The organism is Lysinibacillus sp. LZ02, assembly GCF_050613145.1.
In the GTDB taxonomy this organism is placed as follows: domain Bacteria; phylum Bacillota; class Bacilli; order Bacillales_A; family Planococcaceae; genus Lysinibacillus_B.
This window is the reverse complement of sequence record NZ_CP192507.1, coordinates 671,787-687,046: the sequence shown is the minus strand read 5'-3', so window position 1 is coordinate 687,046 and position 15,260 is coordinate 671,787. Positions and strand designations below refer to the sequence as shown.

At 31.6% G+C, this 15,260-nt stretch carries 8 protein-coding genes; all 8 read right to left on the bottom strand.

Features of this window, described 5'->3' with window-relative positions; all coding sequences use genetic code 11:
• Positions 1-22: 22 nt before the first annotated feature.
• A complete protein-coding gene (locus tag ACQQ2I_RS03145) occupies positions 23-2,152 on the bottom strand; it encodes an LTA synthase family protein (protein ID WP_431030435.1) in 2,130 nt (709 codons plus the stop codon).
• 392 nt (positions 2,153-2,544) lie between these two features.
• Positions 2,545-4,782 carry a methyltransferase domain-containing protein gene (locus ACQQ2I_RS03140; protein WP_431029110.1) on the bottom strand — a complete coding sequence of 746 codons (2,238 nt, stop codon included), beginning with the start codon at positions 4,780-4,782 and terminating at the stop codon, positions 2,545-2,547.
• A 12-nt stretch (positions 4,783-4,794) separates the two neighbouring features.
• Positions 4,795-6,072 (bottom strand): ABC transporter ATP-binding protein, encoded by a 1,278-nt coding sequence (locus tag ACQQ2I_RS03135; protein WP_431029109.1) that lies wholly within the window; start codon positions 6,070-6,072, stop codon positions 4,795-4,797.
• 12 nt (positions 6,073-6,084) lie between these two features.
• Complete coding sequence (locus tag ACQQ2I_RS03130) at positions 6,085-6,873, bottom strand: ABC transporter permease (RefSeq protein WP_431029106.1); 789 nt, start codon at positions 6,871-6,873, stop codon at positions 6,085-6,087.
• A complete protein-coding gene (locus tag ACQQ2I_RS03125; RefSeq protein WP_431029104.1) occupies positions 6,874-8,700 on the bottom strand; it encodes a polysaccharide biosynthesis protein in 1,827 nt (608 codons plus the stop codon).
• Between the two features lie 22 nt (positions 8,701-8,722).
• Complete coding sequence (locus ACQQ2I_RS03120; protein ID WP_431029103.1) at positions 8,723-10,279, bottom strand: O-antigen ligase family protein; 1,557 nt, start codon at positions 10,277-10,279, stop codon at positions 8,723-8,725.
• Between the two features lie 18 nt (positions 10,280-10,297).
• Positions 10,298-10,792 carry a tetratricopeptide repeat protein gene (locus tag ACQQ2I_RS03115; protein WP_431029102.1) on the bottom strand — a complete coding sequence of 165 codons (495 nt, stop codon included), beginning with the start codon at positions 10,790-10,792 and terminating at the stop codon, positions 10,298-10,300.
• 373 nt (positions 10,793-11,165) lie between these two features.
• Positions 11,166-15,122, bottom strand: coding sequence for an S-layer homology domain-containing protein (locus ACQQ2I_RS03110; RefSeq protein WP_431029101.1), 3,957 nt, complete (start codon positions 15,120-15,122; stop codon positions 11,166-11,168).
• Positions 15,123-15,260: the final 138 nt, after the last annotated feature.

Sequence of the window (15,260 nt, the reverse complement as noted above, 5' to 3'; positions counted from 1 at the left end):
TCAATTACTAACATTCTTCTCATTAATATTCTGTATAAAGTATATAATTTTCTTTATCAAAATATTTTTTTATACTCTCTAAATCTGGATTACTCCAGGATTTATCTCTCGGAATAGATAAATATAAATAACCATTAACATAAATATCACTTAATAAGCTTCTATCTATATAATCTGCATCCTTATCATCTAACTTTTCATTATCCTTCATTATAAAGTAAGGTCTTTCCCCTTCTATAGAATATTTCGGCAAATCCAGCCTTACAATAATATAATCACTTTTTACATCAAAAATTTCCCAATATTGTTGCCCGTTTAAATGGGCATTATACCAGTTAGGAAACAACTTTTCTTTATATATTGTTACCTGAGAACCTTTTAAACTATTAGACATGTTTATAACTGTATTTTTACTATCAATTACAACTAACCCAATATTATCTATACTCTGTAATTTTATATTCGGGATATATGCATATGCTTTTTTTCTATTAACTAATTGAATAGGATATCTATCGTTATCTATAGATAATTTGACAGTTGGAGTGAAATTGTCACCAACTAATTCCAACATAGTAAAGTTATCAAACTGTTTAGCTGCCATATTCTCTAATTTTACTTCGTTACCTATTGTATATTGATTATTTATATACTCTATTTTAGTATTATAAAAATAACGTTTTCCATGTAAAATATCATATTGCAAATTATATAAATCATCTAAATAATCTTTATTATTATACTTTTTCAAAGCTTGTCCTAAATAAGTAAAATAATCATTTTCATAGTAATTAACTTCATCTAAAATAAATGCACCTAATAGATTGGCTTTAACTGATACTTTTTTTACTTCTTGTTCTTCATAATTAGACCAAATTAATAAAGGTGCCTTCTTACTATCTTTACTTTCCATACTTAAACCAATACTTTTATAAAACTCTTGCCCTAACGGTGGAATATGATCTCCAAAGAAGATAATCATTGTCGGTTCATCGTATTTTTCAAAATAGCGGATAAGCTCTCCTAATCTCTGATCAGACAAATGGATAGCATTTAAATAATTTTCAACTATCGATTTATCAGGTAATTCATTGGAGACTGTAATCTCATCTCCATTATCTATATCATACGGACCATGCGATGCCATGGTCACCGCATAAATAAAGTCTCTTTCGGGTGTTTTATTTATTTGCTGAATAATCTCATCATTAATAATAGCATCATCTAAAAATCTGCCCACCAAATTTTCTTGATTCATAAACTCTATGGGTAAAAACTTTTTAAATCCTAAATATTTATATACACTATCTCTTTTGTAAAACCAAGAATGATAAGAATGTATTGCTAATGTCTCATAATTTTGCTGTGCAAACTCTGAAGCTAATGAATTCACATTTTTATTAATATATGTATTATATGGATTATACGGTACAGAATAATTTAATATATGGTCTTTACTAAAGCCTGTTAATACTTCAAACTCTGTATTAGCTGTTCCACCACCAACACCAGGTACTTGAATTGTGCCTGAAATAGCCTGTTTAGCATAATAATTAAAGTTAGGTGTTACTTGCCTATTGGTATCTAAATTCATTGAATTATTAGGCGTTGAAAATGATTCACTCATAACAAAAATGATATTTGGATTTTCAAAAGTCTCGTCGGATGTTTCTTTAATATGCTGAGCATATTCATCCATCTTCTGAATAATATTTTCAATCGTATCACTACTATAATTGTCCGGTTCTGGGATAGATAAAAATTTCGTGTCTATTACACTTGCAAAGATAAATCCATTATTTTCATGGTTAAAACTAGTATCTGCTGGAATTGAGACATTTATCCTCGAAAAATCCTCTATATCTATTATATAAACAATTATCAAAATAAATAAAGAAATACCGGAATAAATACTCCCTGTAATTATACCTTGTCTGCCTTTTATTTTTTTAGCACTCAATATAATACTAGTTATTATTATCACTATTATAATAACCGGAATAAAATAATTTATCTTAAAACCATTAATTACACCAAATGCCTCCATAATTAAGGAATAATCTAAAATAGATAATGGTTCACCCCTCAAATCAATTTTAATTTGACTAATATACGCTAAGAGCATAAATATTGATAAAATAAAAATATTCATAATTACCAAGATTCCGTTATTCCTTATTAAAACAGACAATATATTCATACATGCAAATAAAATAAAGCCTGTATATACGAAAACATGCGGGTTCTCTATACTCCATTCTCTAAGTTCATTTAAAGATCCTCTATGTAGTAACTCTACAATTAGTACTGCTAAAAATGGTACTATTAATCTGAGAACACACAATATTATTTTTCTACTCATTCAACTTTTAAAGGGTTATACCTTAACCCTTCAAATTTCCCTCCCCTTTAATACTTAAATTCACTCTAATAGTGAATTTTAAATTTAATATTAAAACCATACAAATAGTAGAAGCAACCTACCTAATGTTTAATTAATTGAACATTAAGAGGCTGCTTAACTAAATTCTTTCGTTAATAAGTCTAATTTGAATTTATAATGGCTGAATCAAAATTACATTGCATTAACTTTTTAATATCTGCAGCTTTTGCCTTCCATGTATTATCATGCGCATCTTTTTGTAATAATGCATTATACCGCTCATCCTTACTTAAGGTAAGCGCTAAATCTACTTTTTCTAAAAATCTAGTATGATCCTTACCAATTAAAACTGAATCATACTTTCGACATTCAGGCATGTCCGTAGTAACAATAGGGTGTCCTAATGCCATGTATTCAAATAACTTTATTGGTGAAGTGGACTCCGTAATATCGTTAATCCTAAAAGGAATTGTTGAGACTGAGAAATGAATTGCATATTTGGGCAACTCTTTGTATTGAATGGGACCTACCACAGTAATATTGTCGTATTTCTCAAGCTCATATTTTTGAATCGAGTTATCATAATTCCAACCGATTAATAAAATTTCATATTCTGGTCTTTCCTTGGCTAGCTTGGTTACTAACTCGTAATCAAACCATGTCGCAAAAGCACCAAAGTAACCGATAATCGGTTTGTTTTTATTTACTAATTCTATAATCTCTGTTGGCACTTCATACTTGTCTTTTTCAATATGGAAGTGCTCATATTCCACGCCATTTGTAACAAGCGCTAAGTTTTTTGAACGGTACTCTAAAATATCATTGTAAAGCTTATCAGCAGAACCAATAGCTATACAGTTTTCTTCATCCTTTAATAATCGTTCATGTTTGTCCATAACCTCTTTTGGGATAGGACCTGATAAATCTTCATGAATTTCATCAATATATTCATATAAAATCTTGTCGCCATTCGCAATCGTTGTGTCAATTAAATCTTTATGTGGATTCATATCTGTCGAATATAAATGAAGTATTTTTGAATTAATTTCAGTTTGTAGTAAATCAAATCGATTAGTTAAATAACATGACTCACTTAACTTTTCAAAACCATCAATATTTTCATATTGCATATTGGCAGTACAGAAGAAATATAAATAGCCTTGATTTGCTAAATTTAAAGCTATGTGCTGTGGACGTTGATATAAAGGAATATTCCAATCAACTAATGGTGGGAAAACAATAATCTCTTTTCCCTTATGCTGATCTAAAATCTGCTTAAGTTCATTTCTATGCTTTTGTGTGCTTACCTTTTTTATGGTTTCGTCATTTACTTTTCGTGAAGCAACATTAATCGTTTCTTTTACGCCATGACGCTGCGCAAAGTTTAGTATACGGTTAAGAATATTGCGCTTACTTCTGAAATGATAGTAAGGTCTAGCAATCTTCCATAATCGAGAGTTATAAATTGAATTTAACTCTTCAGCATGCTTATTCATTTTTGTAAAATGAACATCATTTAATAACTCTACACGCTTCACTTCACTCACTAAAGCATCTTTTTCAACAGTCATTTCATTATATTCACCTGTAAGTTTCTGATAGTTTTGTTCAATTTTTAAAGCTCTATTTTTCACTAATTCTAATTGTCCTCTGAATTCCTCTAATTCTTTTTCGTAATGCTCTTTAGTAAGTCTTAATTCTTCTTTCGTATCTTCTAACTCTTTTTCCAACATGGGAACTGTTGAAGTTAAGCTTTCTAAAGTTAAATCTAGTTCATCAAATAAATCTTTTTTGGTATACACTACTAAAATTTGTTTTAGAGGCCACAATTTATGTTCAAATTTTGAACCATCAATTTCCTTATAAAAACTTAATCTGAAATCGTCTAGATTTAATTCAAAATGCTCATAATCAAAAGTAAAGAAATGCTCACTAACTCGTACATATTCTTGGAAAGGTAATAATAAGATTAAATGTTTGTCTGTTTTAGTCATCATCTTTTCTAGCATACCGAATGGATTAACAAAATGCTCTAAAACATTTGAGCAAAACATTACATCATAGTTTTCCTCAAGAGTTTCTACTGCACCTTGATGAAATGTATAATTTGAATAATTTAATTTAGCTTTTTCAATTGCTTCATCTGAGAAATCAATTCCTAAAACATCACTTTTATAAAATTTATTATTTAATACTGGGACTGCATCTCCCTCAGCACAGCCCACGTCACAAATATTAAATCGATTTGAATTAATATTTTTCACAAGCCAATCCGGTAAATGATTTACAGCTAAGTCTGCGAAAAACTTAGTTTGTTCTCTCCCTCGATTTGACTCCCAATCGTTTGCGAATCTGACATCCCAATATTCTTTACTATTTACTTCAAATTTATTTTCCATAAAGTCGTTCCTCTATTTTCCTATTATTTCTTGTACAATTTCCGGGACAAAAATACCAAACAAATAATTTTCTGAAACAACTCTAAAATACGCTGCCCCCTCTATATAGTCGTAATACTCTGGGGAATTATTTTGACGATCTTCAATCGCTAAATTCAGAACATATTCCTCGGCATTTAAAGCTAATTGGAAATCAAATGAAACTTCATAAAAATTATGATTCCGCTTAAACTTCATACTTTCGTAATCTTTCGTTGTTGAAACAATTAAATCTAAACCTAATTTATTTTTAATTGAAAATGCGGCCGATAATGTTTCCAAATTCATATTTGTACTGACTTCAAAGCCTAATACAATTTTAATACGTTCTCCTGTTTCAAATACATCTACATGTTTACCTTTAGAATTATAAATTTCTACGTATTTAATAGTGCCTTGTTCTTTTCCCCAACGGTTAATATAATTGAACTCTGTAATTCTATTACTAGGACTAACCTCTTCACTAATATCATCTTTCTCTAATACAGTATCTAATGAAAGTGTTTCACCATTCATATATTCCATATATTTTGCAGTTACTAAAGACGTATTACCCTCTAATAACAACACGCCTTGGTTAATCCAAATTGCTCTATCACACATATTCCGAACAGAAAACACATCATGCGTAACAAATAAAATCGTCACACCTTGGCTTTTTAAATCCTCAAATTTCTTGAAACACTTTGCTTGAAACCTTACATCTCCAACAGCTAATGCTTCATCAACGATTAAAATTTCAGGTTCTACATTAATAGCTACAGCAAATGCTAAACGTGCAAACATACCTGAAGAATATGTTCTAACAGGCTGTTGAATATAATCACCAATTTCTGCAAATATTAAAATATCTTGGATTTTTTTTGCCATTTGCTCACGAGAAAATCCAAGAATAGTACCTTGTAAATAAATATTTTCCATACCCGTATAATCTGGATTAAAACCCGCCCCAAGTTCTAATAGGGCTGCAATCTTTCCATTAACAATAACTTCACCTTCTGTTGGGGAAAGCACACCTGTTAATATCTTCAAAAGTGTTGACTTACCTGAACCATTCTTTCCTATTACTCCGATAGTTTCTCCTCTTTTTATTTCAAAAGAAATATTATTTAAGGCATGAAATTCCTTATGATACTTTTTTCTGGTTAAACTCAAAGATTCTTTCAAGCGGTCTTTTGGATTATTATATAACTTATAGACCTTTTTTAATTTATTTACAGATATTACAACATTTTTATCTAAAATAGTCATTTTTTTCTCCTCTTATAACACATCTGAAAAGTGTGGTCTTAACTTTTTAAATAGAATTGTACCAATACCAATAATTATTATTGTTACAACCCAAAAATAAATCGTCAATAAAGGATCTTCCCAAAACCATCTTTGATAAATAAATGTATTTCGATAACCTTCTACAATGTAATAGATAGGATTTAATTTAAAAAATAATTGTAAATTAAATGGAACTATAGCAAATGACCAGAAAATAGGTGTTAACCAAAATCCAAATTGTAATAACACACTAACAATTTGTCCAATATCTCTTGAAAATACAATTAGAGATGATGTAATTAACGAAATACCATAGACTAACGCAATTGATGCAAATAAAAAATATAACACTTGTAAATGATAAATTGTTATTGGATAACTATAAAAAAGAAATACTCCAAATGCGATAAGTATAAAGATTATATGGATGAATAATGCAGATATAATTTTTATAATTGGAAGAACACTTACTCTGAATACCACTTTTTTTACCAAGTAGCTATTATCTAAAATAGCACTTGAACCGCTTGAAGTGGCTTCTGAAATAAAAAACCAGGGTATAATCCCTGCAATTAACCAAAGTACAAAGGGAACATTATCTATTGGCATTGTTCTAAAACCAACCGTGAAGACAAACCAATAAATTAAAATCATTGTTATTGGATGAACAAATGCCCAAAAAACACCTAAATAAGATCCTAAATATTTGACTTTAAAATCATTTTTAGCTAGCTGCATTATTATATTTCTATCATGATATAAATTTTTTAAATAGCCCATCTATTTTTTTACCATCCTTACATTTTTACAAGACTCTATATTGCTCAAAATCATAGTGAGCAGGTTTGTAAGCTTTCGAGCATCGTATAATAAATACCCATCTAACTTTGATTCAATATTTTCTATATATTGATTATTATAGAAAGCATTAATTTTTGGATGAACTTTTCGATAAGCTTCTTCAAACTCATAACAAAGCTCCTCGTGTAGTTTTTCACCATCACGTATTCCTGTATATTGAATTTCAATGTCTTTTTCTTTTAAGCCAGACAATTTAATTAATTTCTTAGCTAAATCAGTAATGTTAACTGGTTGCCCCATATCTAATACAAAGGTCTCGCCACCAACAGAAAAACTAGCAGCTTGAATAACTAATTGCGCAGCTTCCGGAATCGTCATAAAATATCTTGTCATTTCAGGATGTGTTACTGTTACGGGACCACCTTCGCTAATTTGCTTTTTAAACAAGGGGACAACGCTACCACTACTTCCCAATACATTGCCAAATCGCACAGAAGAGTATTTAGTATCACTTACACTATTTTTTTCATTAACAACCAATTCAGCTATTCGCTTGGTCATTCCCATTATACTAGAAGGATTTACTGCTTTGTCTGTAGAGATGAGTACAAAACTACTTACTTTTGCATTATCAGCTGCATCGACCATATTTTTTGTCCCTAATATATTTGTTGCTATCGCTGAGTAAATATTTTCTTCCATCAAAGGAACATGCTTGTACGCTGCAGCATGAAAAACTGTATCTGGTTTATGATTTCCCATCATTATAGTGACTCGTTTTCGATTCTCTACACTCATAATTTCTGTTGTAATTTTTGTTCTATTTGATATTTGACTTAGTTCACTTAAAATTTTATAAATGTGATATTCACTATGATCAAGTAAAATGAGTTCACTTGGTTCATATTTAATAATTTGTCTACATAACTCAGATCCTATAGACCCTCCAGCACCAGTAACTAAAATCTTTTTACCTTTTATTTTCAATAAGATTGATTCATTATTCAAAGTAATAGGTTCTCTACCTAATAAATCTTCAATCGAAACATCTCGTATTTTTGTGAATTGTAAATCTCCTGTTGCAAAATCTACATAGGAAGGTAATATTTGAACATTATTAGTAAATCGTTTTGCTCGTGCAATTAACTCTCCTAAAGAATCCCCTTTTAATGATGGAATAGCGATTATAATATGGTTAATACGATAATGTTCAATAACACTCTCTAGCTCTTGTAACCCACCTACAACTGGTATACCATTCAATTCCAAGTTTTTAAAAGTAGGATTATCATCTAAAAACACTACAGGACTTAAAATTGTACTTTTCGCTTGTAAATGAGCAACAATCGATCTGCCTGTACTCCCTGCTCCTAAAATTAAGGTTCTTCTTTTAATACCATTATGTACTATTGTTTTTTGTTCCTTTAACAATTGCAAATATCTCCATGTAAGCCTTACACCACATAATAAGACAATATGGAGAATCAACGTTAAAAATAATGCTCTTTCATATAAATCTTGAAAAACAACTATTTGAAATACAGCTGTAATTACTACTGATAGTGTTATCACTTTACATAGACCAATGATTTCATCTATATTAGCATATTTCCATACCCTCATATACAGGTGATATGTATATGAGAGTATGTGATGACTTATTAACAAGACAATAGAACTAGCAAAAACAAATATATTTATTTGTGCACTAAAAGGATTTAAAAATACATGAGATAAATAAATCGAAAATAATACAATGATTGAATCTATTAAAATTAATGATATTAATCTGAATTTATATTCCAATGTACTTACCTCATTCCAAAAATCATTTATCTTTTTCCAACTCATTTTTATTGAAATTTGAAAGTGTTATTCCAATAAATACAAATGCGATTGTAGTTATAGCTGGAATTGAATCATTAAATAATGCTTGAACTGAATAAGCAAACATCGCTATTCCTAAAATTAATACTAAGTTATTTTCAGTATTTTTTCGTAAAATTGTTCCTAACACTAAAATTGCATTCCAAACGACTATAATTATTAATGCAAAAAAACCTAAAATACCTGTTCCATATAGAACTGCTAGATAAATATTATGTGTTTTATCAACAATTGTATTTTCATCTAACATACCTGCTCTACTTTCAAGCTGATAATGGGGGAAATTATACACTAATGAATCACTACCATAGCCAATAAGAGGACGTTCCTTTACTAACTCTAAAGTTTCACTCCAAATATATCCACGCCCTGTACCAAATGCTAATGATCTCTCAGGTAACACTGGTAATTCTAATATTTGTTCACTAGCGTATACCTTGTCAGTAAAGCTAAATTGTAAATTAAGATTTGTTGAAACAGATTCTGCTTCTTCTTTAGAATAAGGATTAGAGTCAATAAAGAAGCCAAAAGATTCTAACCAAACTCTGTCATTTTTTTCTGAAAGAATATGAAAAACCGGAGTAACTATTACAATAAAAACACCTAATGCTATTAAACTCATTCGTTTTTCGCTATTTTTCAAAATTATTAAAAGTAAAACAGGTAGCACTACAATAATTGTTAAAAACCCACTTGTTGATATCGACATAAATAAAATAGCCACTGACGCACTAGCTGTAATGGCACCTACAATTATTTCAACCCATTTCTTTGACATAATGGCCCAAGCTAAGTACATTACTGTCATCATTGCAAACATCCCACTCATATAATTCCATTGGTTGAGTGTTCCTACTAAAATAGACCCTTCACCAATAGACGCACCTTGAGGTAAAGCAAGCGATACAAATTTCTGAACCCACTCTTTTTGCAATAAATCTTTACCATAAAAGTTCATTGTAATTATGTATAGGTTGATATATACAAAGGGCATCATCACATACATAATAGAACGAACTACATTTTTCGGATATTTGATATTCATAGCAATAAACATTAACGCTATATAACAAAGCCAACTAATTGCCCCTTCTGAACGATTATATTGACCATTTAAAGCAATTGTAATATTCGGTGACATAATCGTAGAAACGACAATCGCAATGACAAATGCACCTAGCACATAGTTTAAAAACGTTTTACAGATTGTTCCATTCATAAAAAATATTTTCGCTAGGAACAAACCGCTAACAATAACTGTGATTACTAATAAAAATAAAGCCTTATAATGTGTAAATAAATCCCCTTTTATTCCAGATTGTAGAACACTCGCATTTGAAATTAAAGGGCTTATTACCTCTACCGTACTGGCTAAAACAATCAAAGGCATTACACCTAATAGCAATAAAAATAACCTAAAAATCCACTTATCCACATTTCTTCTTGACTGAAGATCTTCTTCTTCGTCATTGAGAATTACATTATAAAATGAACTCATTTATGTATTCCTTCCTTATTATATAGTTTCAATATGGGCTAGTAATTCTTGCACACGTTGCTGATATGTTGCATCTTCTTCTGGAGCCCAGCCAGATTCCTGACAGCGTGTTAATACAGTCTTTGCATCTTCATATCGTTCAGATAAAAGTAATATTTCCCCAAACTGAATCATAAACATCGGTTTTTCTACGTTATGCGGATTCAAATCCATAGCTTTTTGCATGAGAATAGCCGCTTGCTTATAATCTCCATTGTTTGCATAGACAACAGACCCTAGATAATTGGCAGCTTCCGAATTAGGCTGCAGTTTAAGAAGCTCGCTTATAAATGGAGTGGCTTCAGTATATTTTTGTTCTGAAACAAGCCTATATGTAACAGCATATAAATCATCCTCGCTCGCAAATTGTTGATCCTGACTCTTCCCTATGAATTTGGCAATGACAATGCCTACTATAATTAAACAAACTATACTTAATAATATGTACTTTCTGTTTTTTTCTGTTAACTGCACTTCAATCATTCCCTTGATTTACATTTTAGACCATAATCATTATACAATAAAAATACTAAGGATTCACTAGTTTTCAATCTTTTAGTTTAATCAATACCAGCTAACTTCAATGATATTTTACAATATCTTTAAGCTTATTTATCAAAATACATTGCTGTCGTTGTCCTTATGTACTTCGTAAGCCTAAATTCAAAAAAGACAGCTACGTTTTTTAGTTTTTTAATATGTAAACACCCTTATTAATAAAAAATAAAAAGGCATGAGCTCAATACAACATCGAACTCATGCCTAAAACGTTACCTAATGAACTAACCCTTTCTAACTTTTAGGGCTTATCAAAAAATAGGAATAGTTTTATTTAAAACTATATATTTTATTCAGTTACTTCTGTTAAAGTGACTTCTCCTGTTAGCGCCTCTGCAAACTCTAAACGGTATTTTTTCGTACCAATAGTGAATTCATATACAGCACCGTCAGTATCCTCTTCCTTAATACCAGTTAAATCAAATGTTACAGTAACTCCATCAACTGTAGCTACATCGCCAGTAGCAATAGTTGCTGCATCTCCAGAAGTTAATAATACACCCTCAACACCTTCAGTTGTATCAAATGTGAACGTTACAGTATCAGTAGTAGCATTTATAGTTACTGTTGGTGCTGGTGTTTCTGGTTTTTCAACTGTTACATCATTACCATCTTTATCAACAAATTTACCTTCTGTAGATCCAGCAGTTGCACCAGTAGCGTCTAAAGTAACTGTTACACCTTCTTCTGCAGTTACCGCACCAAAGTTACCTTCAATTTTCGCTGTAGTACCTACAGTGAAGTTAATTGCTGGTTTGTGAGATGACTTATTTTGAATACGTAAACCATTTGAGTCAGCAACATTGATAACGTTAACTTCACCGTTTTCACCAATTACAAAGCTGTTACTATCAACATCTGTAATATTAACAGTTTGTGCTGTACCGTTAAATGTTACAGTAGCATTTGGAGCGTTAACTGTTACTGTATCGAAGTTACCGCCATCTAATACTAATGGCTTTGTACCTGTGTAATTCACACTTACTGTATTACCAGCGAAAGCAGATAGATCAAATGTTGTAATCCCATTGCGTAATGCTGTATCTAAAGCAGCTTGATTTGTTACCGCACCGCCTGTTGGAGCTTCATAACCTGATTTACCTTTAATTTGGAACGTAATAGTCGCTCCACCTTCTACTGTAACCTTAGCAGTTACACTGTCACCAATTTCAAAGTTATTAATTGAAGCAGATTTTTTACCGTTATTTGTAATTACTGCTCCATCACTATCCAAATCAGTGAATGTAATTGAAGTAATTTTACCTTCTAAAGTACTACCTTCGTACTCAATACCATATTGGTCCTCAGCCTGTAAGTAGAATGCTTTATCTCCATTTACAGTAGTACTTTCAATAATATCATCAATAGATACTACCGTATCGTAAGCATCAATATACGTACGTTTTTTATCACGTGCATCTAGAATAGATAATGTTCCGATTTTAGGTGTTGCTGCAGAAACAGTAACCGGCATTACAATTTCTTCACCATTTTGATTAATAACAACAGTAATTGAACCTTCAATTGATTCTGGTTGTACTGTATTTGCATCTAAATCAATTTTACCTTTTGCGTTTCCAGTGATTGTGATTTTACCATCAACATCTTCGTCAGCTGACACATTTTTTGCATCTTTTACTTTGAAATAAGCGCTTGGTAATTTAACTTTTTTACCGTTAGCCGTAATACCGTAAACACTTAATGTTTTCTCATAATCTGCTGGTGTTGCTGGCGTTAAAGCTTTTGTATCGAAGTATACAGTACCAATAGAATCTACTTCAAACGATTTGAAATCAGCAAACTCCACCGCTGAGAATTTAATGTCAATAGACGGATTTGTATTTACTTCTTGACCTAAAGCATTAAGAACTTTATTACCAGCTGCATCGAATAATTCGAATACTACTGTTGCTGAAGTTGCATCTCCTGCTGCTACAAGTTCAAATGAGTTCGCTTCATCTTTAGCGCTAGCCTTCGTCCACTTGTTATTTTCTACAGAAGTGACTGTTCCTGAACCATTTGTAGTAACGTCCCCACCTGCGTATGAAGAATCTACCTTAAAGCTAAATCCTTTATTTTCACTACCTGCTGCAAAAGAAGCTTTAATAGTGTATAGAGAATTAGTGATTGTATTGCCATATTGGTCTTCTACTTCAAAGCTTCCAGCATTGAAGAAGTTTTCTAATGTACCACCAGCTAATAAAGCATTTGATACTGATGAATGTAAACCTACGATTGCTGTAGGACGTGCATTAGGTTTAATTTGAATAGTTTTGTTAGCAACTTTTTGCGTTGGTGTAATAATAGTAATAGCTGCTACTTTTAAACCATTAACTGGTACACTAGGAGCTTCAAATATTAAGAAGAACTCCCCATCTTCTTCGATGAATTCAAAGTCAACAGCATTACCATCAGCAGTTACAGCTACAGAACCTGTTAGAGCGTTATCTGTATTCATTCGATCTAATAACTTAATATTTGTAACTAGGTTACCTTGATTATCGTATGCTTCAATTGGAACTTTGATATCATTTAAACCAGCTGGAGTACCTTCTGGATTACCTAATACGATAGTATCAACTTTCGTACCTACTCCAACTTCAATATCTTTAGCACCAGATTTACCTGTAGTTTTAGAAATAGCAGTAACTTGTGCTGTTCCAGCTAATTTATTAACAGATAGATCTAAAGCAACTGCAAGAGTTTCTTTGCCATCGATTTCAATTGTAGTAACATCCGCAGTTGCAACATTTAAAATTAAAGAATTTGAAGAAATAAGTAATAACTCATTAGCTACAATATCTTCTTTTGTAATTGCTTGACCATATTGGTCTACTACTTCAAATGGAAGATAATATGTTCCGTAGTTTCTACCAATAGTATCTTGTGCTAGTTTATAACCTTTGCTGTTGTAAACTTCACCAAATTTAATTTCGTTTACAGCTGCTTTATCTGAAACTGTAAAAATACCTGATGCACTTAAACCTTGGTAAGCATCAACTAAAGTAACTGCTACTTGATCTCCTAAACGTAGATTATAATCCGCTGGAACTGTAACTGTTACAGTACCTTTAGAAATACTAGCACTTCCAATTGAAGAAGTAACAGATGTAAATCCATTACCTAAGTTTGTACGAGTGATGTCTTCACCATATTGATTTAGTACACGGTAAGCAACATATAACTCTTTTTCACCAGCTTCAGTAATAGCTTTATTTAATACAGCTTTATCATTTAAGAAGTCAACTGATACCGCTTTTTCATTTTCAGCTTTGAATGATGCAGTTTGTTCTTTTTCGTCAGCTTTTACAGTTACTGTGTATTCACCTTCACTAACTTTTCCGTTTAAAGTTAATGTAGCAACTTTTTTGTCATCGCTCCAAGTGATGCTCTCAATAGCAACAGTTGTGTTACCCTTTTTCAGAGAAATTGCAACTTCTTCTTCATTTACTGCATTAGCAAAAGTTACTTCTACTAATTTAGCACCCGAAGCTTTAGCTGATTTTAAAACTACTTCGCCTACTTCTTCGTCAACAACAGGAATATCGCCGTTAGCAATACCTTCTACTGTATCGATAGAGATTGATAGGAACTTAGCAAATTGACCACGAGTTACGTTACCTTTAGGGTTGAACGCACCGCTTGCAGTTGTAGAGATGCCTAAGTCACGTAAAGCTTGGATAGCATCGTGATAGTCAGCATTTGCTTTTTCTAAGTCTGTTACCGCTTCGTCTTCGATTAACTCAGCAGCTGCTGTTAATGGGTAGCCAGTTAATTGTTCAGAAATACGATCTAAAACAATCGCCATGTTTTCACGAGTGATGTTTTGGTCTGCATTTAATTTACCTGCAACACCGTTAAATACGCCAGCATCTTTAACTAATGCAGCATATTTAGCTAATTCTACTGCTGATGCAGATGTTACATCGATTGCAACATCGCTGAAGCGTTGTACTTCATTCCAGTCAGTTGGTACTTCATAGCCTTGACCTTCTAACCAACGACCTAACATTTTAACTACTTGAGCACGAGTTAAAGCTTGGTCTGGGCGGAATGTGTTATCTGATGCGTATCCACTGATAATTCCTTGTTCTACTAATCCATCAATATATGGCGTGAATTCATAATCAGCTGAAATATCGCTGAAACCTGCTGCTGACGCTACAGGAACGATTGCTGTTGCTACTAATGTAGCTGTTGCAGCTGTTGCTACAAATTTTTTGTATTTCTTTGGTTGGTTAGCCATTGAAAATTTCCTCCTTGAAATTCTAATTAGTTTAGTCATCCATTAAAAATGTGCATGAATAGACTAGTTACAAATTAAAGTTTATTAGTATATAAATGGTATGTCAAATGTTTTTTGTAAATACTTACATATTAATAC

What these genes read in the sequence shown, in the direction of transcription:
- ACQQ2I_RS03145 (WP_431030435.1), bottom strand. Translation starts at nt 2,152, where the DNA reads ATGAATATTTTTATTTTATCAATATTTATGCTCTTAGCGTATATTAGT.
- ACQQ2I_RS03140 (WP_431029110.1), bottom strand. Translation starts at nt 4,782, where the DNA reads ATGGAAAATAAATTTGAAGTAAATAGTAAAGAATATTGGGATGTCAGA.
- ACQQ2I_RS03135 (WP_431029109.1), bottom strand. Translation starts at nt 6,072, where the DNA reads ATGACTATTTTAGATAAAAATGTTGTAATATCTGTAAATAAATTAAAA.
- ACQQ2I_RS03130 (WP_431029106.1), bottom strand. Translation starts at nt 6,873, where the DNA reads ATGGGCTATTTAAAAAATTTATATCATGATAGAAATATAATAATGCAG.
- ACQQ2I_RS03120 (WP_431029103.1), bottom strand. Translation starts at nt 10,279, where the DNA reads ATGAGTTCATTTTATAATGTAATTCTCAATGACGAAGAAGAAGATCTT.
- ACQQ2I_RS03110 (WP_431029101.1), bottom strand. Translation starts at nt 15,122, where the DNA reads ATGGCTAACCAACCAAAGAAATACAAAAAATTTGTAGCAACAGCTGCA.